The following is a 20162-nucleotide window of genomic DNA, read 5'->3' as shown; positions in this document are numbered from 1 at the left end:
GCCTCCACCGCGGAAAGAAGCTCCAGCGGCGACGACCGGGGGACCGCTGGCGCGATTCGCCCCTGTCTGAACGTGCTGCCGAGCGGATCCGCGACCCGGCGAAAAGAGTAGCGGGTCCGCCCTCCGGGCTGCAAATTCGCGGTAGCCGCTCGGTAAGCGGCGCCGCCGCGCATCGCAGGGACCACCCGTGAGTCCGAGATACGCTACGATGAGCGCGGTCCGATGAGCAAACCCGAGGAGAGCGCGGCCCGCGGCGCGTGGAGCCGCCTCGCGATCACCGAGCGCGCGGAAGGCGTCCGCATCTCGGTCCAGGTGCGGCCGAGATCGTCGCGCTCGGCCATCCTCGGGGTGCGCGAGGGAGCGCTCGACGTCGCGCTGACCTCGCCGCCCGTCGACGGCGCCGCGAACGCGGAGCTCGTCCAGCTGCTCGCGCGCGCGCTCGACGTGCGCCGAAGCGACGTCGAAATCGCCCTCGGCGCGAGCGGCAGGAGCAAGGTCGTCGCCGTCCGTGGGCTCAAGGAGACCGAGACGCGAAGGCGGCTCGCCGAGGCGCAGCGATGAGGGACAACGTCGTCCGGTTCGAGAAGTGGGAAGGTCTTGGCAACGACTTCATCCTCGTCGAGGCGGTCGCGATGACCCCCGAGGCGGCCCGGCGCCTCTGCGACCGCCGGTTCGGCATCGGCGCCGACGGCGTGCTGGTCATCGACCGCGAACGGCCGCGGATGCAGGTCTGGAACGCCGACGGGAGCCGCCCCGAGATGTGCGGCAACGGGCTCCGCTGCGTGGCGGCCTACCTCGTCTCCAGAGGAACCCCGCAGAAGGCCCTCTCCATCGCGACCGACGCCGGCGACAAGCGGTGCGAGGTCACGCGGGCGGGCGATCGCTTCGACGTGCTCGTCGACATGGGCCGCGCCCGCACCGCCGAGCCGCTCGTGGTCCGCGCGCTCGGCGCGGAGCACCGGTTCGCGAGCGTGGACGTCGGCAACCCGCACGCGGTCACGTTCGAGCCCTACGAAGAGGACGTGATCGATGAGCTCGGGCCCATCGTCGCGACCACGCCCGCGGAAGGCGTCAACGTCGAGTTCTGCCGCGTGAGGCCCGCCGAGCAGGGCGAGGCCGCGCGCATCGACGTGACCGTCTGGGAGCGCGGGGTGGGGCGCACGCTGGCGTGCGGCACGGGCGCCTGCGCCGTGGCCGTGGCCGCGTGCGCGCAGGGCCGCGCGGCGTACGGAGCGCCGCTGCGGGTGGTGCTGCCGGGGGGCTCGCTGCGCGTGACCGTCGCCTCCGGGTCGCTGGAGATGCTCATGCAGGGCCCGGCGCGTCGGGTGTTCTCGGGCGAGGTGGTGATCGCGTGACCGCCTCGCCCGAGGGGGTATGGAGCCCGAGCCGCGCGCCGGTCCACGAGATCTCGCTCAAGGTGCTCGCGGTCATCGCGGACGAGGCGACCCACACGTTGTTCTCGCGCGTCATCCCGTCGGACGAGCTGATGTTCGCGAGCGACCTCGCGGAGGGGATCGCCCTCGCCGAGAGCGGCCCGCCGGACGTCGCGTTCGTCGACGTCGGCCTCGGCGACGGCGCGGGGCTCGCCATGGTGCACCACCTGAAGGCCATCGCGCCCGAGGCGACGGTCTTCGCGCTGGCGACGCGGGCGGAGCTCGAGTCGGGCGCCCACGCCGTCGCGCTCGGCGGCGCGGGGCTGTTCCTGCTGCCGCTCGGCGGCGACGAGGTGCTGAACGCCGTCGGCTCGGTGCGGCTGCGGTTCGCCGAGCGGGCCCTCCGGATGCAGCTCGAGCACGAGTCGGCGCGGAGCGCGCGCGCGGCCGGGTGGATCGCCCGGGTCGCGGAGCTCGCCGACGCGCGGGACCGCAACGCGGCGGCGCAGCAGGTCGCCGAGGTGTTCGTGGAGGCGACCGCCGCCGCGGCGGCCGCGGTGTACCTCACCCTGGGAGAACGGTCGAACGAGCTCGCGCGGTCGGCGCTGAGCGGACCCCTTGATCGCGCGCCGGCGTACGGGACCGAGGCGGACATCCTCGACTTCGCCCGGCGGGAGCAGCTCATCGTGGTCCCGCTCGCCCTGCGCAAGCTGACCGCGGGGCACCTCCTCCTGCAGAAGGAGCCGGGCCGCAGCTCCGCCTTCCCCTCGGTCCGGCGGCCCGACAGCGGGAGCATCTCCACGCCGCGGCGGGCGCCGCTGCTCGACGGCCTCGTCAAGCTGCTCGCCACCCAGGCGACGACGGCGCTCGCGCTGCTGGCCGAGCGCGAGCGCTCGGCGGGCGGCGCCGCGATGAAGGACCCGACGTCGAGCGCCTACTCGTTCGCCTACTACGTCGACGTCGCCGGCCGCGAGATCGACAAGGCGAAGCGGTACGGCCGCCGCTTCACCATCGCGACCATCGTGATCGAGCCCGACGCGCCGGCCGCGCCGGAGCGCCCGGGCGACCTCGCGTTCTGGAGATCCGCGCCGGCGGCGCCCTCGAGCGCGCTGAACCCCGGTCAGGTCGCCGAGCACCTGCTCCGAGCCGTGCGCGACACCGACATCCTGGCCCGCGTCGACGAGAACGAGTTCCACCTTCTCATGCCCGAGACGGCCGGGCTGGAGGCGCACGCCTGCCACCGCCGGATGCTCTCCCGCGTCGCCGGGAGCGAGAAGCGCGCGGGGTACCTGCCGAAGGGGCTGCTCGTCGGCGTCGCCACGTTCCCGCACGACGGGCAGGGGCTCGCGCAGCTGCTCCGCGTCGCCCGCCGGCGCGCCGAGGCGACCAAGTCGTCCATCGTCCACCGCATCCCGCAGGACCGGCGGAGCCTCGGCGAGATCTTCGGCATGCTCGTGCGGGAGGCGCCGGCCGCCGAGGACCCGGTCGCGATCGCGGCGCCTCGCCCGCTCGATCTGTCGGTCGCCGACACCGTCCTGCTCGCGACGTCGGTGGTCAAGAACGCGCTCCGCGGGGGCGCCGTGTTCATCCTGGTCGCCCACCACGACAGGCTCAGCCTGGGCGCGGAGGTGCGGGCGCTGCTCGGCCAGTCCCGCGAGGACGTGGTGCTGCACGCGCTCGACCTCCGGTCCTCGCCGGGCTGCGACGACATCGAGGCGCTCTGCGTGCTGGCGGAGCACGGCGCTTACGCGCTGGTCGGGCGAAACCAGGGGGGGTTCGTGCGGGGGATCCACGCGGCCGATCCGCTGCTGGCGGACTTCCTCGCCGAGCGGCTCGGCCGCGCGGCCGGGCTGCGGGTCTTCGGCTGATTCGGAGGGTCGATCCAGTGTCTCGCAGGGTGCTGCTGGTTGACTCGGACATGGATGCGCTCGGCGCGCTCGCGTCGGCGCTGAGGGCGCGCGGGCTCACCGTGACGAACGCGAACGGCGCGTTCGAGGCCGTCGAGCAGGCGTTCAAACGACGGCCCGACATCGTGCTCGCCGCCCGGTCCGTGGACGAGGACAGCGCGCTCGCCGACGCGTTCGCCGCCGTGCCCGACCTCGCCGACACGCCGATGCTGTTCCTGGTGGACGACGCCGACAGCAAGATCGACCCCGACGACGTGCTGCGCAGCGACGTCGACCACATCGTGTCGCGCATCACCGAGGCGTCCCCGCGCGGGTCCAAGCCGACCGCGCTGCAGGAGATCCGCGGCGACCTCCAGCAGGTGCCGCTCGTGGACCTGCTGCAGCTGCTCGCCATGAACCGCCGGAGCGGCGTCCTCGGCATCACGACGCCGGCGGGCGGGGGCGAGCTCCGGCTCTCCGGGGGCGAGGTGATCGACGCCGTCTACCGCCGCCTCGAGGGGGAGAAGGCGCTTTACCGGCTGCTCGGCGAGCGCGACGGGCACTTCGCGTTCTCACCCGGCGAGCCGGCGAGCGTGCGCCGGATCATGGCGCCGACCTCGCGGCTCCTCATGGAGGCGCTCCGCCAGGTCGATGAGGTCCAGCGCCGGCGGGCCGAGCTCGCCCCGAACGGCGAGGCGTTCCTGCTGACCGAGCCCCCGAGCGACGACATCGACCTGTCGCCTCTGCAGAGCAGCGCCGACGAGGGCGCCGGCGACACCGTCGCGGGGGATCCGGAGGAGGGCGCGGACGTCGGGTTGCCCTCGGTTCCGCCGTCGCTGCTGCACCCCAGCGCGCCGAGGGGCCGCGCCGGATCCATGCCGCCTCCGCCGACGCTGCGCGCGGCGGAGCCGGTCGCGCCCAAGCCGGAGTCGACGCGCGCCTCGGCCGCGCCGCCCGCCCTGCTGATGGGCGCAGACCCGGCGGAGCGCCTGCTCGTGGCCGCGAAGGTGACGGCGCTGCTCCAGATGCCGCACAACCTGGACGAGCTGCTCGACGAGATCAGCGCGCCGGATCTGCTGATCCTCGAGGTCCTGATGGAGCTCACGGCGGCCGGGAAGATCCGCCGCATCTCGCTCGCCGACCTCACGACGCCCTTCGCCCCGCCGGAGCAGTTCGCGGTCCTCCGATCGCTCGTGACGCGCCTCTCCCGGCCGGGCTTCGCGCCGCCGCCGCACCTCGTCCTGGCCGCGAGCGCGCGCCGCATGACGACGCTCTCCCACGCCGTCCGCCGCATCGCCGACGCCGCCGTGCCGGCAGAGCCTCCGCCGCACGCGCCGCTGCCGCGGCCGCTCGGGGTGATCCGGCTCGGCGAGGGCGTCGAGCTCGCCCTGATCGGCCTTCCCGTCGAGGACAACATCGCCCCGACATGGCCGCTCGCCCTGCACGGCGCGGCCGCGGTCGTCCGGCTCGATCACGCCGGGACGGACGCGCTGGCGGCGCATTGCGAGGCGCTCGAGCTCATGATGCTTGAGGCAGAGGTGATGATGGGTCCGCTCGATCTCGCCTCTCCAGGACAGATCGCGCTCCTGGTCCGCATGGCGCTCGAGGCCGCCGCGGGCGTGTAACATGCGGCGGAGAGCGCCTGATTCGAACGGATTTCCCGGCTCTCGTCGCAGGAAACACGTCGCGCTGTGAGCCGCCTACAGCGTTGCTGGGGCGCGTTTCTGCTATCGTCGGCCGCGCCTCGCCTCAGAAGTCCGGCGGGGAGAGGAGCGCGATCGTGCTTATCGGAGTCCCCAAGGAGATCAAGACACGTGAGTACCGCGTCGGCATGACGCCCGCGGGTGTCCGGGCCCTGGTCGGGCACGGGCACAAGGTCCTCGTGGAGTCCGGCGCCGGCGAAGGCAGCGGGATCTCCGACGAGGCCTACGGGCGCGCAGGCGCGCTGATCGTGAGGTCGGCCGCGGAGGCGTGGAGCGCCGATCTCGTGGTGAAGGTGAAGGAGCCGCTCCCCTCCGAGTACGGCCACTTCCGCCAGGGGCTCCTGCTCTACACGTACCTGCACCTGGCCGCCGAGCCCGATCTCACGAAGGAGCTCGCGAGGCGCGGCGTGACCGGCGTCGCGTACGAGACGATCCAGCTCGAGGACGGCTCGCTGCCGCTGCTCCGGCCGATGAGCGAGGTGGCCGGGCGGATGGCCGTGCAGGTCGGCGCCTCGTGCCTCGAAAAAGAGCGGGGCGGCAAGGGCGTGCTCCTCGGCGGCGTGCCGGGGACGCGGCGCGGGCGCGTGGTGATCCTCGGCGGCGGCGTGGTCGGCCGGAACGCCGCGACGATCGCGGTCGGGATGGGGGCGCAGGTCACGGTGCTCGACGTGCGCGCCGAGACCATGAGCTACCTCGAGGACGTGTTCGGGGGCGCCATCGAGACGCTCTACTCCAACGCGGAGAACATCGAGACGATGTGCGAGCGCGCCGACCTCGTCATCGGCGCCGTGCTCGTGCCCGGCGCCAAGGCGCCCCTGCTCGTGACCGAGGAGCTCATCCGCCGCATGGAAAAGGGCACGGTCGTCGTCGACGTCGCCGTGGATCAGGGGGGCTGCATCGCGACCTGCCGCCCGACGACCCACGACAACCCGACGTACGAGGTGCACGGGGTCGTGCACTACTGCGTCGCCAACATGCCCGGCGCGGTCTCGCACACGAGCACCTGGGCGCTGACGAACACGACCATCGGGTACGCGGTGGCGATCGCCAACCAGGGTATCGTCGCCGCCGCCAAGGCCGACCGGGCCGTCGCGCTCGGCATCAATACCCACGGCGGACACGTGACCTACGGCCCCATCGCGGCAGCGCACCGGCTGGAGTACGTGCCGGTCGAACGCGCGCTCGGCTGACCCCGGAGCGCGTGACACCGTGCCGATAGGGAAAAGGAAGAAAATCGCGATTATCGGCGGGGACGGCATTGGTCCGTCCGTCACCGCCGAGGCCAGGCTGCTGCTGGAGCTCTACCAGGCTCGAGCGGGGCTGCCGATCGACCTCTGGGAGCTGGATCTCGGCGCCGATCGGTACCTGCGCGACGGGACCACCTTCCCGAACCAGATCCAGGTCGCCATCCAGCGCGAGTGCTCCGCGGTGCTGCTCGGCGCGCTCGGCGACCCGCGCGTGCCCAACCTCGAGCACGCGCGCGACATCCTGTTCGGCATGCGCTTCGGCTACGACCTCTACGCGAACGTGAGGCCGATCAAGGCGCTCTCGGACCGGCTGGTCCCGCTCAAGGGCCGGACGGCGAAGGACATCGACGTCGTCGTCTTCCGCGAGAACACCGAGGGCATCTACGTGGGGATGGGCGGGCAGTTCAAGCGCGGGACGCCCGACGAGGTCGCGATCAACGAGGACGTGAACACGAGGAAGGGCGTCGAGCGGATCATCCGCGCGGCGTTCGACTACGCGCGGGCGACCGGGCGGACGCGGGTGACGATGGCGGACAAGTCGAACGCCATGCGGCACGCGCACGAGCTCTGGCTGCGCGTCTTCCACGAGGTGCGCGCCCAGTACCCGGAGATCCAGTCGAACCACGTGTACGTGGACGCCCTCTGCCTCTACCTCATCCAGGATCCGTCGCAGTTCCAGGTGATCGTGACGAACAACCTGTTCGGCGACATCGTGACCGACCTCGGCGCGGCGCTGCAGGGCGGGCTCGGGATGGCCGCGAGTGCGAACGTGCACGCGTCCGATCCGGCGCGGGTCGCGCTGTTCGAGCCGGTGCACGGGTCGGCGCCGCCGCTCGCCGGCAAGGACGTGGCGAACCCGTTCGCGGCCATGCTGACCGCGGGGCTCCTGCTCGCCCACCTCGGGTGGCCCGAGGAGGAGCGCCGCATCGAGCGCTGGATCTCCCAGGCGCTCGACGAAGGCAAGTGCACCGTCGACGTCGGCGGGGCGCTCGGGACACGGGCCGCAGGCGCCTGGGTCCGCGACCACATCGCCACCGAACTCTGAGCGGCGGGCACCCGCTTCGGATACGGGCCCATCTCGACGTTTTCGGTGCTCAGCGCACAGGAGTGCGCTTGCGCGCCGAAAACGCCGATCTGGGCCCGTCTCCTGTGCGGGTGCCCGCCGCTCTGCGACGCATGCTGCTGGAGGGGGATGGAGAACGCTCCACGCGGGGCGGGGCGGGGTCAGCGGGAGGGCCGGGGGCAGCGGGCGGGGCGGTTGGGGGCGAATCGCCGAGAATTTAGCCGTTCGATCCTGCTGTGATACGGGACCGCCAATGGGCGTAGGATCGACGGCGGTGGAGCACGGGGGACCCGAGAGCGACGCAGCGGGCGAGGCCCGGCACGAACGGCTGGGCGGGGCGCGGGCCGAGTTCGTGGCGAACCTCGGCCGCCGCGTCGCGGAGCTCCGCGCGCTGGTCCGGCGGATCGAGGCGGAAACGGACGCGCCGCGGCTCGCAGAGGAGCTGCAGCGGCGCCTGCACTCGCTCGGCGCCGGAGCGCGCCTCCTGCGCTTCGTGCGGGTCGCCGAGCGGATCGCCGAGGGGGAGTCGCAGATCGTCGCCGCGAACGGCGCGCGGCTGACCGGCGAGACGGCCGCGGGGCTGCGCAAGATGCTCGAGGAGCTGCCAGCGCTCGCCTGGGGACAGTCGGCGATCGGCGAGCGCGCCGCCGCACCGCGCGCGCACGCCGCGGCGAGCCAGCAGAGCGCGCAGGGCGTGCAGAGCGCGAAGGGCGTGAAGAGCGCGCAGGGCGCGCAGAGCGCGCAGAGCGCGCAGGGCGCGCAGAACGTCGCAGCGCGGCAGGGCGCCGCGGAGGCCGCCGGGGCGAGGTCGCAGGGCACGACCTGGATCGCCAGCGTGGGCAACGGGCGCGCGCTCGCGCCGGCGCTCCCGGAACCCGCGGTCGAGGACTCGAGCTCGCTGCCCCGCGGAGCGGAGGCGCCGGCGGCCGCGGCGCAGGAGGCGCCGGCGGTCGCGCGGATCGACGCGCCGCTCACGGCCCTGGTCGTGGGCGCGGCGCCGCTCGCGGACGCGCTCGACGCGGGCGCGGACGGCGTGGGGCCCTCGTTCGAGGTGGAGCGGACCGAGGACCTCGAGACGGCCATCGATCTCGCGCGCGCGTTCGCCCCGGATGTGGTCCTGCTCGACGCGGATCTGCCGGGGGCGCGCGGCCTCGCCGAGGCGCTCGGGGGCGATCCGCTGACCGAGCTCTGCCCGGTCGTCGCGATCGGACGCTTCGCCCGGCCCGAGGAGGCGGCGCCCTACGTCGCGCTCGGCGCCGCGCGCGCGCTCGCGAAACCCGTGTCGCCCGACGCGCTCCGCCGCGCCGCCGCGGAAGCGGCCGCGACCTACGTGCGCCGCGAGGCCGCGCGCGAGCCGCTCGGGGACGTGAGCCTCGACGCGCTCGGCGCGCGGCTCGCGGAGGAGCTGCGCCGGGGGCTGTGCGACGCGGCGGAGCCGCGGAGCCGCGGCGCGCGCGTGGACCTCGGCGACGGGGCCGAGGTGCTCGCGGCGCTCTGGGGGGCGGTCGCGCGCATCCGCGACCTCGTGACGATCCGCTCGCAAGGGGGCGTGCGGTTCTCGCCGAGCGGCCCGGAGGGCGCGCTGCCGCTCGCGCCGTGGATGGCAGCGCCGGGCGCGCCGCTGGAGGAGCGCGAGCGCGCGCGGCAGCACAGCGAGATCCGCGCGAAGGCGCCGGCGCGCGGGGCCGGGGCGTCCGCCGCAGCGCCGGGCAGCGCGGAGCTCGGCAAGATGGACATCGTGGTCGCGGACGACGATCCGGCGGTGACGTGGTTCCTCGCCGGCGTGCTGCGGGCCGCCGGGGCGACCGTGCACGAGGCGCACGACGGGGCGCGGGCGCTCGACCTCGCGTACCAGACGACGCCGGACCTGGTCGTGAGCGACGTGCTCATGCCGCGCCTCGACGGCTTCGCCCTGTGCCGGGCCCTCAAGCGCGACGTGGCGCTGCGCGACGTGCCCGTCATCCTGCTGTCCTGGAAGGAAGACCTGCTGCAGCGCCTCCGCGAGCTCGGCGCCCAGGCCGACGGCTACCTCCGCAAGGAGGCGAGCGCCGCGGCGTTCGTGCAGCGGGTGCACGAGGTGCTGCGCGGCAGGAAGCGCGTGGCCGAGCGCATCGCCGCGGGCGGCGAGGTGCGCGGGCGGCTCGACGGCATGACGACCCGGACCCTGCTGTCGCTCTCCTGCGCGCACCGGCCCGACGCGCTCGTGTCGGTGCGCGACGCCGCATTCCTCTACGAGGTGCTGCTCAAGGACGGCCGGCCCGCGGGCGCGACGCGGACGGCGCCGGACGGGGCGTTCCACCGCGGTCCGTCGGTGCTCGCGGCGCTGCTCGGCGTCGGCTCCGGCCGCTTCGCGGTGGCGCCCGCGCCCGAGAGCGAGCTCCAGGCACCGCCGCGCCCCGGCTTCGAGGGGACGCTCGCGGAGCAGCTCGTGCCCGCGATCGCGGCCGCCCGAGCCGCCCAGCGGCTGCTGCATGGGCCGCCCCTGATGCAGGTGGAGCGCGTCATCCTCGATCTGGAGGGCATGGGCGGGGCCGCGGACGCGACCCCGGAGCCGGCGCGATCGCTCCTGCGCGCGCTCGCCCGGGGGGTGTCGCCGCGCTCGGTGATCACCTCGGGGGAGTTCGCGTCCAGCCTGGTCGAGGACGTGCTGAACGACGTCGCGGCGCGCGGCGGCGTGCGGCGCGTGATCAGCCGCGACGGCGAGGACCTGCTCGGCCCGGCGGTGGCCTACGAGGAGGAGACGCTCCGCGGCGTGCGGCGCGCCCCGGAGCGCACGGCGCCGGCCTCAGCGCCGCTGCCGGAGCTCGACGACGGCGACGACGTCGCGCCGTCGAGCCGCGAGCCGATCGAGATCGCCGAGGACCAGGTCACCGTGGTGCCCGGCTCGGTGGCGCCGGTCGCAAGGGTGCCGGCGCCCGGCTCGTCGGCGCCGATCTCGGTGGTGTCGGCGCCGATCTCGGTGGTGTCGGCGCCCGGCTCGTCGGCGCCGATCTCGGTGATGTCGGCGCCCGGCTCGTCGGCGCCGATGTCGCTGGACGACGAGGACCAGACGAACGCGCTGGCGGGAGCGCGCGAGGTCGAGGCGAGGGCGCTGGCCAGCGCCCGCATCCCGCGCGAGTTCGCGGAGCTCCAGGGCGACGTGCTCAGCGCGGGGGCGACCTGGACCACGCCCGCGGAGGCCGCGGCGATGGCGAGCGCGACGCCGGCCGTGCCGGGCGTCGCGCCGGCGCCCCGCAGGAAGGAGGCGGCGCTGCCCGCGCTGGAGTACCCGCGGCCCGAGCGGCTGCTGACGCTGGGCTCGCTGCCGCCGCCGCCCGTCGTCGAGGAGCCCGCTCCGGCGCCCGCCCCGCGCAAGGCGACCGACGCGCCGGCCGCGCGCGTCGCGGCGCCGCCGCCGACGCCCGCCCTCGAGGAGTCGCCCACGCCGCGCCGGGTGCGCCGGCCGTCCGCCTACGTGCCCACGCCGCAGCCGCCGACCCGGGACAGCCGCTTGACCATGTGGGTGCTCTTCGCGGTGGCGGCGTTCATCTTCGCGGTGGGCGCGAGGCTCTCGCGCGACCACGAGCTGCAGAGCGCCCCGCCGCCCGCGCCCGCGCCGAGCCCGCCCGCCGTGGAGCCCGCGGCCGCCGTCGCGCCGGGAACGGGCGCCGCGGTGCCGTCCGGCGCCCCCGTGGCGGCCGCCGCCGCGGCGCCGGCCGCCGCGGCGCCGGCGCGGGCCGCCGCCGGCCCGGTCGGGGAGACGGCCGACAGCCCCGTGCTGCCGGAAGACCTGCCGCTGCCCGCCGGGGAGAAGGTGCCCGAGGGGCACGGCCTGCTCGAGGTGATCGCCGGCGCGGGTGACACGCTCTTCGTGGACGGGCGGAAGGTCGGCACCGGCAGCGCCAAGCTGCCGCTCGCGCCCAAGGACGGCGCCTACGAGATCCGGGCGAAGCTCCGGGACGAGGAGCGCGTGCGCTTCGCGCTCGTCAAGCCCGGCCGCCTCACCCGGCTCCGCGTGTCCCCGCCGTGGCGGCGCTGAGCCGCCCCCCGGGCGCCGCGCCGCAGCCGAAATGACCGGAGCTGCCGCCGGCGCCCGGGCGCAGGCAGGGCGCGCCGACCGTGGTAGAGCACGCCCCATGCGCGCCCGCGTGACCAGAACCCCCCCTCGCCCTGCCGGGCTCACGCTGCTCTCCGCCGCGGCCGCGCTCCTCTCCGGCTGCACCGGCTGCGAGACGTCGACCCGCGATCTTCCGCCCGGCGCCGGCGCCGTCGCGGCGGCAGCGTCGGCGAGCGCCGCCGCGCCGCCGCTGCCGCCCGCGCGCGAGCTCGTGCACCTCGTCGACGAGCTGCCAAGCTGCGACCTCGAGCACCGGGGGCTGCTGCTCGACACCGGCGCCGGCGCCCTCATCGGGCGCTTCGCCTGGCAGGGGGTCGTGCCCACCGGGATCCACGCCGTCGAACACGACGGCTCCACCTGGGCGCGCATCTCGGAGCGGCAGATCAAGCTCACCTTCGTCCTGCCGTCCGCGAGCCCGATCTTCGTGTCCACCCGCGCGGTCGGGCTCGCCGCCAAGTACGCCACCGTCGCGCTCGACGACCAGCCCCTCGGCACGCTCCGGTTCCAGCGCGACCAGATCCGCATCGCCTCGACGCCGACCACCACGCTCCCCGCCGACCCCGGCCTGCACACCCTCACGATCCGGTTCTCGGGCCGGCTGCGCGAGGGGGAGTCGTTCGCCGACCTCGACTGGGTCCGCGTGGGCATTCCTGATGAAGATCCGGCTACTTACGGCCCTCCGACCCTGCGCGACGTCGTCGCGCCCGCCGCCGCGCTCTCGGGGGTTCCCCACCGGTCCATCGCGCTGCGCGCCCCGGGCGCCGTCCGCTGCGCCTTCCGCCCGTCCAAGCTGACCCGCCTCCGCACCGCCGTCGGCGCGCTGGGCGCCAGCGAGGGCGACGCCGAGATCCGCATCCTGCGCGACGGGCAAGAGCCGCTCGTGCTCCACCGCCTCCACGTCGAGGGCGGCGACAAGGCGACCTGGACCGACGTGGAGCTGCCGCTCGCGCCGTTCGCGGGCTCCCTCGTCACGATCGAGCTCCGCGCGACGGCCGCAGCCCGCGGCGGCCGCATCCTCTTCGGCGACCCGGTCCTCGCCGGAGCGCCGGAGCCGCCGCCGTCCGTGCCGGCCGCGCGCGCCGTCGTGATCGTCGCCCTGAACGGCGTCGAGCGGCCCGATCTGCCGCCGTGGAGCGGCCGCCCCGAGCCGAGCCTGGTGACGCTCTCGGACCTCGCGACGTCCGCGACGACGTTCGATCACCACCGGGCCCCGAGCACGGTCGTCGCCGCCGTGATCGCGTCGCTGCTCACCGGCCTGCCGCCGCCGGCCCACACCGTCACCGACACCGGGGCCCGGCTCCCCGCCCGCATGACCACCATCGGCGCCATCGCGAGCGACAGCAGCGTCCGGACCGGGTTCTTCACCGGCGTCCCGACCACCTTCCGGGCGTTCGGGTTCGGGCCCGGCTGGTCCCGCGTCCTCGAGCACCCGCCGACGAGCGGCGATACGGCCACCACCCCGATCGACGCCGCGACCGCCTGGATCAGCGAGACCGTCCGCCAGGACGCCGGGAACCGCCTGCTCGCGTTCGTCCACGCGCGGGGCGGCCACCCGCCCTGGGAGGTCAGCCCGAAGGAGCTGCACGCCCTCAAGCCCACCGAGTACGCCGGGCCCATCGAGCCGCGCCGCGCCGCCCAGGTGCTGGCCCGGCTCCGGAACCGCCGCCGCGACGTCCTCAGCCCCGACGATCGGGACCGGATCCGCGACCTCTCGACCATCGCGCTCGCCGGCCAGGACCGCGCCCTCGGGAACCTCATCGGCACCCTCAAGGCCGCCGGCCTGTGGGAGGAGACCCTCTTCATCGTGACCGGCGACCTCGCGAGCGGGCGCTCCGACGCCGCGCTCTACGCCGAGGGCCTCGATCTCCAGGAGCCGTTCCTCTCGCTCCCGCTTTATGTCCACTTTCCCGGCGACCTCTACGCCGGCCAGCGCGTCGCCGCCCCGACGGAGATCATCGACATCGCGCGCACCGCGGTCGCCGCCCTCGGCCTCTCGTTCGCCCGCAAGCCGCTCGGGAAGGACCTGGCCTCGGTCGCCTCCGGGCTCGAGGGCGTCGAGCGCGACCCCCAGATCGCCGCCCTCGGCGACCGCTACTCGTCGCGCTGGGGCAACCTCGTGCTCTCGGGGCGACTCGGCGTCCCCCCGTTCCTCTGCGACCTCGAGGTGGATCCGACGTGCGCGTTCAACCGCCGCGACGTGATGCCGCTCGCCGCAATGTCGTTATTCCGGCGGACGGTGACGTTCGACCTGTCCGTGCGCGCGCCCGCGGCCCAGCGCGAGCCGGCCACGATCGACGCGGAAACGGCGGCCGTGCTCAACGTCTGGGGCGCGCAGTGAGGGGCGCGGGCGCAATGAGGGGCAGGGGCGCGCGATGACGGCGCGCCGCCGGGGCGCGACCGGAGCCCGCTGACGACGCCCGGCGGCGCGCCGGAGCCGGGCGCGCGCGAGGGCGTCCGCGACATCGCGCAGGCCGCGCGAGCGCGCGTTCCGACAACGTCATCCTGCCTCGCTGCGAGGCAGGATGCCCCGCCGCGCGCGCAGCGCAGGGCGCGGCGCGCGCGCAGCTCGACGTATGCCCGCGCCCGCGCGTGCGTGGGGTGCGCCCGCCGCGCGCGCATCGGCGTGCGCGTGATCCGCGCGCCCGGCGCGCATCGGCGTGCGCGTGATCCGCGCGCTCGGCGCGCGGTGGGCGCCTGGCACGCTTCGCGCAATCGCCGCTGACCGCACAGGGCCAAGCGCCTCGACGGCGCTTCATCTTTCCGTGAGAGGAGTCCCCGCATGAAGGCGACCGACCTATTGAAGGAGCAGCACCAGGAAGTCGACGAGCTCTTCGAGCGCATCTCCCGCGCCGGCGGCAACGACATCCGCGCGCTCCGCGACGAGCTCGTGACGCGCCTCGTCGGCCACTCGGCCATCGAGGAGGAGATCTTCTACCCCGAGACCCGGGAGGCGCTCGGCGCCTCGCCCCTGATCCCGACCTCGTACGAGGAGCACTCCCTCGTCCACATCATGTTGCAGAAATTGCTCAGCGCCGAGCCGGGTGACGAAACCTTTCACGCCAGGCTGGGCGTGCTCAAGGAGCTCGTTCAGCACCACGTCGAGGAGGAGGAGCGGGAGCTCTTCCCCCAGGTCGAGCGCGCCATGGGCGCCGAGCGCCTCGAGCAGCTCGGGACCCGCCTGGAGTCGCGCTTCGACCAGGTGCGCGAGGGCAAGGTCGAGCAGATCCTGAGCCAGGCGGTTGCGAGGAGCATGCCCGCCGCCCGAGGCCGCGCGCAGGCGCAGAAGCCAGCGGCGCGCAAGGCGGCAGCGGCCAAGCGCCCGGCCGCGAAGCGCGCGACGACGCAGCGCGCCGAGCCGGCGCGCGGCGCCCAGAAGGGCCGTCGCGGCGCGGCGGCGGGGCGCGGCGGCGCGGCGGCGGGGCGCGGCGGCGCGGCGGCGGGGCGCGGCGGCGCGGCGGCGGGGCGCGGCGGCGCGGCGGCGGGGCGCGGCGGCGCGGCGGCTGGGGGACGGAAGAAAGCGGCCGAGGCGGCGCCGGCGAAGACCGGACGGGCCGCGCCCGCACGGAAGACGAGCCGACCGGCGCCGGCGAGCACCGGACGCACGGGGCGCAAGGGCGGCCGCACGAGCAACGCGTCGACGCGCTGACGATCAGCGGCGCGAGGTCCGTCCGGAGGGGACGGCGGGCCCTGCGCCGGCGTCGAGATCGAAGAGAGGAAGTGTGCCGCCCGCCTTCGGGGCAGCCGCCTTCGGGGCGGCCGTCCTGAGGGCGGCCGCTTTGGAGGCGGCGTTCTCGGGCGCGGCGGCCTGCGCGGCGACCTCCTCCAGCAAGGCAGGGTCGTCGTGGCCGACCGAGTTCACCCGCGTCGAGACGGCGCGCGCCGCGAGGGTGCCGGGAGGCGCCGGCCGGAGGAGCGCCTCGACGCGCTCGAGGTCCTCGCCGCCGCCTTCGCCGAGCCAGAGATCCACGTCCCCGGGCTCGAGGAGGACCGGCATGCGGTCGTGGACCGGCGCGACGTCGGGGCTCGCGGCGGTGGTGAGGATGAGGAAGCGCAGGTCGACCTGCCCCGTCTCCGGGTCCTTGGCCGGCTGGTACAGCCCCGCCATGCGCAGCAGCCCGCCCGAGGCAGGGTGGAACCACGTCGGGCGACGCGCGCCCTTGGGTCCGGTCCACTCGTAGAAGCCGTCCGCCGGCACGACGCAGCGGCGCGCCGCGAACGCCCCGCGGAACGTCGGCTTCGTCCGCGCGCTCTCGGCCCGCGCGTTGGCGAGGAGCGACGTCCCCGCGCCGCCCCCGCCGAAGCGCCCGGTGAAGCCCCAGAGCGCCGGCGCGAGCGCGCGCCCGCCGTCCTCGGCGCGCAGCACCGGGTGGACCGTGGAAGGAGCGATGTTGTACCGCGGCCGGTAGAGCGCGGCCGCCCTCGGGTCGGCGCCGAGCGCCCGGCCGGGCGGCCGCCCGTCGGCGCTCGATTTGAAGGACGCTTCCAGCATGGCCACGAGGGCCGCAAAGTCAGGGACGGCGAGGGTGAACCGCGCGCACATAAGACTAGATTAGCGCGTTCGTCGCGCCTACAAAGGCGGCCCGGACGTTGGAGGAGGTCGCATGGTCGACAGCTTTGGCACGAAGAGCACGCTGACGGTTCAAGCCGATACGTACACCTACTACAAGCTCCCCTCGCTCGCGCAGGGCGGCGCTTCGCTCGACAAGCTCCCCTTCTCGCTCCGCATCCTCCTGGAGAACCTCCTCCGCCACGAGGACGGGCGCGTCGTGCGCAAGGAGCACGTGGAGGCCGTCCTCAACTGGGACCCGAAGGCCCGCCCCTCCCAGGAGATCGCCTTCCACCCGGCGCGCGTGCTGCTCCAGGACTTCACGGGCGTCCCGGCCGTCGTCGATCTCGCGGCCATGCGCGAGGCGCTCGCGAAGCTCGGCGGCGACCCGCTCAAGATCAACCCGCTCCAGCCCGTCGATCTGGTCATCGACCACTCGGTCCAGGTCGATCGCTTCGCGTCCTCCACCGCGCTCAAGGTGAACGCGGCGCTCGAGTTCGAGCGCAACGAGGAGCGTTACGCCTTCCTCCGCTGGGGCGCGCAGGCGTTCACGAACTTCCGCGTGGTGCCGCCCGACCAGGGCATCTGCCACCAGGTCAACCTGGAGTACCTCGCGGGCGCCGTCATGCGGCAGGGCACGCTGATCTACCCGGACACGCTCGTCGGCACCGACTCGCACACCACGATGATCAACGGGCTCGGCGTCGTCGGCTGGGGCGTCGGCGGCATCGAGGCCGAGGCGGCGATGCTCGGCCAGCCGCTCTCGATGCTGATCCCCGAGGTCGTCGGCTTCAAGCTCCACGGCAACCTGCCCGAGGGCGCCACCGCGACCGACCTCGTCCTCACCGTCACGCAGATGCTGCGGCAGAAGAAGGTGGTCGGGAAGTTCGTGGAGTTCTACGGCCCCGGCCTGAGCGCGCTCTCGCTCCCGGACCGCGCCACGATCGCCAACATGGCGCCCGAGTACGGCGCGACGATCGGCTTCTTCCCGGTCGACGAGGAGACGATCGCGTACCTGCGCTTCACCGGCCGGCCCGCGGCGCTCGTCGCGCTCGTCGAGGCCTATTACAAGGAGCAGGGGCTCTTCCGCACCGACAGCACCCCGGACCCGGTCTTCAGCGACACGCTGTCGCTCGACCTCGGCCAGGTCGAGCCGTCGATCGCCGGCCCGAAGCGGCCGCAGGACCGCGTGCCCCTCCGCGACGCGAAGCGCACCTTCCGCGCCTCCCTCCAGGGCATGCTCGAGAAGGAGTTCGCCGCCGCCGACGCGCCCGCGGTGAAGGCGTTCCTCGAGGAGGCGACCGGCACGGCGGCCGCGCGCGCGCCCGCGCTCGAGAAGATCATGCGGCCGGCGGACATCACCGAGGGCGACGCGCGCTACACGCTGCGCCACGGCTCGGTCGTGATCGCCGCGATCACCTCCTGCACCAACACCTCGAACCCGGCGGTCATGCTCGGCGCGGGGCTGCTCGCGAAGAAGGCCGTCGAGCGCGGGCTCTCGGTGAAGCCGTGGGTGAAGACGTCGCTCGCGCCCGGGTCCAAGGTCGTGAGCGACTACCTGCGCCAGGCGGGGCTCCTGCCGTACCTGGAGGCGCTCGGCTTCCACCTCGTCGGCTACGGGTGCACGACCTGCATCGGCAACTCCGGGCCGCTGCCCGACGTGATCGGCGACACGGTGAAGAACAACGACCTCGTCGTGGCGAGCGTCCTGTCGGGCAACCGCAACTTCGAGGGCCGCATCAACCAGCACGTGCGGATGAACTTCCTCGCCTCGCCGCCGCTCGTCGTCGCGTACGCGCTGCGCGGCGACGTCGACGCCGACCTCTTCAACGAGCCGATCGGCCACGATCGCAACGGCGAGCCGGTGTTCCTCCGTGACATCTGGCCGAGCTCGACCGAGGTGAACGAGGCCATCCGGTCCGCGGTGCGGCCCGAGCAGTTCCAGACCCAGTACGAGAACGTGTTCGCCGGCGACGAGGAGTGGCAGAAGCTCTCGATCCCGGGCGGCCAGACGTTCGCGTGGGACGACGCCTCGACGTACGTGCGGCGGCCCCCGTTCTTCGAGGGGCTGTCCAAGGATCCCGAGCCGCTCGGCGACATCCGGGGCGCGCGCGTGCTCGCGCTGCTCGGGGACTCGGTGACGACCGACCACATCTCCCCGGCCGGCAACATCGCGAAGAACAGCCCGGCCGCGAAGTACCTCGTCGAGCACGGCGTGAAGCCCGCCGACTTCAACTCGTACGGCGCCCGCCGCGGCAACCACGAGGTGATGATGCGCGGCACGTTCGCGAACATCCGCCTCAAGAACCTGCTGCGCCCCGGCGAGGAGGGCGGCATCACGGTGCACCTGCCCGACGGCGAGAAGACGACCATCTACGACGCGGCGATGCGGTACAAGGCGGAGAACACGCCGCTGCTCGTCATCGCCGGCGCCGAGTACGGCACCGGATCGTCGCGCGACTGGGCGGCCAAGGGGACGAAGCTGCTCGGCGTGCGCGCGGTCATCGCGAAGAGCTTCGAGCGCATCCACCGGTCGAACCTGGTCGGCATGGGCGTGCTCCCGCTCGAGTTCGCGCTGGGCGAGGACGCGGCGACGCTCGGGCTCACCGGGCGCGAGGTGTACGAGATCGACGGCATCGCGGACAACCTCGCGCCGGGCAAGAAGCTCACCGTCGTCGCGACCGGCGAGGACGGGGCGAAGAAGACGTTCACCGTCACGGCGCGCATCGATACGCCGAACGAGGTGGACTACTACCAGCACGGCGGCATCCTCCAGTTCGTGCTGCGCAGCCTGGGCCAGAGCGCCTAGCGCCCTCCTCGGCCCCCCGCCGCCGCTCCCCCGCCGCCGGCCCCGCGGCCGCGCGGGGAGCGGGCGTGCCCCGGAGCCGGGAGCCTCGCGCGCCTGCTGACGCGCGTGCAGGGTTCAGCTAGACCCTGCTGCATGCTCGATCCCCGCTACGTCGCTGATCACCTCGACGAGGTGCGCGCGTCGCTCGCCCGCCGCTCGCCCGCCGCCGCCGCCGCCCTCGGAGACGACTTCGCCTCCACGGTGAGCTCGCGCCGGTCGAAGATCCAGGAGCTCGAGCGGTGGCAGGCGGAGCGCAACGCGGCGAACGACGCGATGGCGCGCCTCGACAAGAAGTCGCCGGAGTTCGCGGCGAAGCGCGACGAGCTGAAGGCGCTCTCGTCGAAGATCAAGGAGGCCGAGCAGGTCGTCTCCGAGCTCGAGAAGCGGATGACCGAGCTGCTCTCCGGCGTGCCCAACCTGCCGGATCCATCGGTGCCCGTGGGCGCGGGCGAGGGCGACAACGTCGTCGTCAGGACGTGGGGCGAGAAGCCGAGCTTCTCGTTCGCGCCGAAGGACCACTGGGACATCGGCACGGCGCTCGGGATCCTCGACTTCGAGCGGGCCGCGAAGCTCTCGGGCGCGCGCTTCACGGTGCTGATGGGCGCCGCGGCCCGCCTGGAGCGGGCGCTCATCTCGTTCATGCTCGACCTGCACACGCGCGAGCAGGGCTACCTCGAGGTGCTGCCGCCGTTCCTCGTCAAGGGCTCGGCCCTCTACGGCACGGGCAACCTGCCCAAGTTCGAGGCGGACCTGTTCAAGACGCACAAGAGCGACCCGGACCGGGCCTACGACCTCTACTTGATCCCGACCGCGGAGGTGCCGGTCACGAACCTGCACGCCGACGAGATCCTGGACGGCGCGTCGCTGCCGATCGCGTACACGGCGTACACGCCGTGCTTCCGCAGCGAGGCGGGCAGCCACGGGCGCGACGTGCGGGGGCTCATCCGGCAGCACCAGTTCGACAAGGTCGAGCTCGTGCGGTTCTCGACGCCGGAGGACTCGCCGCGCCAGCACGAGCTGCTCACCGCCCACGCCGAGGAGGTGCTGAAGCGCCTCGGGCTGCACTACCGCGTGTCCGCGCTCTGCACGGGTGACCTCGGCTTCGGCTCGCAGAAGACGTACGACCTCGAGGTGTGGCTGCCGGGCCAGGGGGTCTACCGGGAGATCTCGAGCTGCTCGAACTTCGGGGACTTCCAGGCGCGCCGCGCGCAGATCCGCTACCGGCCGGAGCCGAAGGCGAAGCCGCGGCTCGTGCACACGATGAACGGGTCGGCGCTCGCGGTGGGGCGGACGGTGATCGCGATCCTCGAGCAATACCAGCAGGCGGACGGGACGGTGGTGGTGCCGGAGCCGCTCCGGGCGTTCATGGGGTGCGAGGTCCTCCGCGGCAGGTAACGGCC

Annotated in this window: 12 protein-coding genes; 11 read left to right on the top strand and 1 reads right to left on the bottom strand. The window is 74.3% G+C overall.

The window, feature by feature from the left end:
• Nucleotides 1–222: 222 nt before the first annotated feature.
• The 9 genes from WMF43_RS45850 to WMF43_RS45810 all read left to right on the top strand — a co-directional run bounded on the left by WMF43_RS45850 (nucleotide 223) and on the right by WMF43_RS45810 (nucleotide 15014).
• Nucleotides 223–561, top strand: coding sequence for a DUF167 domain-containing protein (locus WMF43_RS45850; RefSeq protein ID WP_437674927.1), 339 nt, complete (start codon nucleotides 223–225; stop codon nucleotides 559–561).
• On the top strand, nucleotides 558–1355 hold the full coding sequence (dapF, locus tag WMF43_RS45845; protein ID WP_437674925.1) for a diaminopimelate epimerase: 798 nt from the start codon (nucleotides 558–560) through the stop codon (nucleotides 1353–1355). The genes WMF43_RS45850 and dapF overlap by 4 nt, the downstream gene beginning before the upstream one ends.
• Nucleotides 1352–3241: a diguanylate cyclase domain-containing protein gene (locus WMF43_RS45840; protein ID WP_437674923.1), complete on the top strand. Its 1890-nt coding sequence runs from the start codon at nucleotides 1352–1354 to the stop codon at nucleotides 3239–3241. Before dapF ends, WMF43_RS45840 begins: the two co-directional genes overlap by 4 nt.
• A gap of 50 nt (nucleotides 3242–3291) precedes the next feature.
• Nucleotides 3292–4884: a DUF4388 domain-containing protein gene (locus tag WMF43_RS45835; RefSeq protein ID WP_437674921.1), complete on the top strand. Its 1593-nt coding sequence runs from the start codon at nucleotides 3292–3294 to the stop codon at nucleotides 4882–4884.
• Between the two features lie 155 nt (nucleotides 4885–5039).
• Nucleotides 5040–6152, top strand: a complete 1113-nt coding sequence (gene ald, locus WMF43_RS45830) for an alanine dehydrogenase (protein ID WP_437674919.1) — start codon at nucleotides 5040–5042, stop codon at nucleotides 6150–6152.
• Nucleotides 6153–6171: 19 nt separating this feature from the next.
• Nucleotides 6172–7254 carry an isocitrate/isopropylmalate dehydrogenase family protein gene (locus WMF43_RS45825; RefSeq protein WP_437674917.1) on the top strand — a complete coding sequence of 361 codons (1083 nt, stop codon included), beginning with the start codon at nucleotides 6172–6174 and terminating at the stop codon, nucleotides 7252–7254.
• A gap of 292 nt (nucleotides 7255–7546) precedes the next feature.
• Nucleotides 7547–11290 (top strand): response regulator, encoded by a 3744-nt coding sequence (locus tag WMF43_RS45820; protein ID WP_437674916.1) that lies wholly within the window; start codon nucleotides 7547–7549, stop codon nucleotides 11288–11290.
• A 109-nt stretch (nucleotides 11291–11399) separates the two neighbouring features.
• The gene (locus WMF43_RS45815) at nucleotides 11400–13706 is read left to right on the top strand and encodes a sulfatase-like hydrolase/transferase (protein WP_437674914.1); all 2307 of its coding nucleotides are present in this window, start codon (nucleotides 11400–11402) and stop codon (nucleotides 13704–13706) included.
• 441 nt (nucleotides 13707–14147) lie between these two features.
• Nucleotides 14148–15014 carry a hemerythrin domain-containing protein gene (locus WMF43_RS45810; RefSeq protein ID WP_437674912.1) on the top strand — a complete coding sequence of 289 codons (867 nt, stop codon included), beginning with the start codon at nucleotides 14148–14150 and terminating at the stop codon, nucleotides 15012–15014.
• Between the two features lie 3 nt (nucleotides 15015–15017).
• Here the strand turns inward: WMF43_RS45810 and WMF43_RS45805 are convergent, their stop codons facing one another.
• Nucleotides 15018–15908, bottom strand: a complete 891-nt coding sequence (locus tag WMF43_RS45805; protein WP_437674910.1) for an SOS response-associated peptidase — start codon at nucleotides 15906–15908, stop codon at nucleotides 15018–15020.
• Nucleotides 15909–15969: 61 nt separating this feature from the next.
• Between WMF43_RS45805 and acnA the strand changes: the two genes are divergently transcribed.
• Together acnA and serS are read left to right on the top strand one after the other, a co-directional pair.
• A complete protein-coding gene (acnA, locus tag WMF43_RS45800) occupies nucleotides 15970–18723 on the top strand; it encodes an aconitate hydratase AcnA (RefSeq protein WP_437674907.1) in 2754 nt (917 codons plus the stop codon).
• Nucleotides 18724–18855: 132 nt separating this feature from the next.
• Nucleotides 18856–20157, top strand: coding sequence for a serine--tRNA ligase (serS, locus tag WMF43_RS45795; protein WP_437674906.1), 1302 nt, complete (start codon nucleotides 18856–18858; stop codon nucleotides 20155–20157).
• The last annotated feature ends 5 nt before the right edge of the window (nucleotides 20158–20162 follow it).

Origin of the sequence: Sorangium sp. So ce131 (genome assembly GCF_051519095.1) — a bacterium.
In the GTDB taxonomy this organism is placed as follows: domain Bacteria; phylum Myxococcota_A; class Polyangia; order Polyangiales; family Polyangiaceae; genus Sorangium.
Note: the sequence above shows the minus strand (reverse complement) of the source record. Positions and strands in the feature narration are given on the sequence as shown.

Bases quoted from the DNA above. Each gene is read 5' to 3' on its own strand.
- WMF43_RS45850 (WP_437674927.1), top strand. From the start codon at position 223: ATGAGCAAACCCGAGGAGAGCGCGGCCCGCGGCGCGTGGAGCCGCCTC.
- dapF (WP_437674925.1), top strand. From the start codon at position 558: ATGAGGGACAACGTCGTCCGGTTCGAGAAGTGGGAAGGTCTTGGCAAC.
- WMF43_RS45835 (WP_437674921.1), top strand. From the start codon at position 3,292: ATGGATGCGCTCGGCGCGCTCGCGTCGGCGCTGAGGGCGCGCGGGCTC.
- WMF43_RS45810 (WP_437674912.1), top strand. From the start codon at position 14,148: ATGAAGGCGACCGACCTATTGAAGGAGCAGCACCAGGAAGTCGACGAG.
- WMF43_RS45805 (WP_437674910.1), bottom strand. From the start codon at position 15,908: ATGTGCGCGCGGTTCACCCTCGCCGTCCCTGACTTTGCGGCCCTCGTG.
- acnA (WP_437674907.1), top strand. From the start codon at position 15,970: ATGGTCGACAGCTTTGGCACGAAGAGCACGCTGACGGTTCAAGCCGAT.
- serS (WP_437674906.1), top strand. From the start codon at position 18,856: ATGCTCGATCCCCGCTACGTCGCTGATCACCTCGACGAGGTGCGCGCG.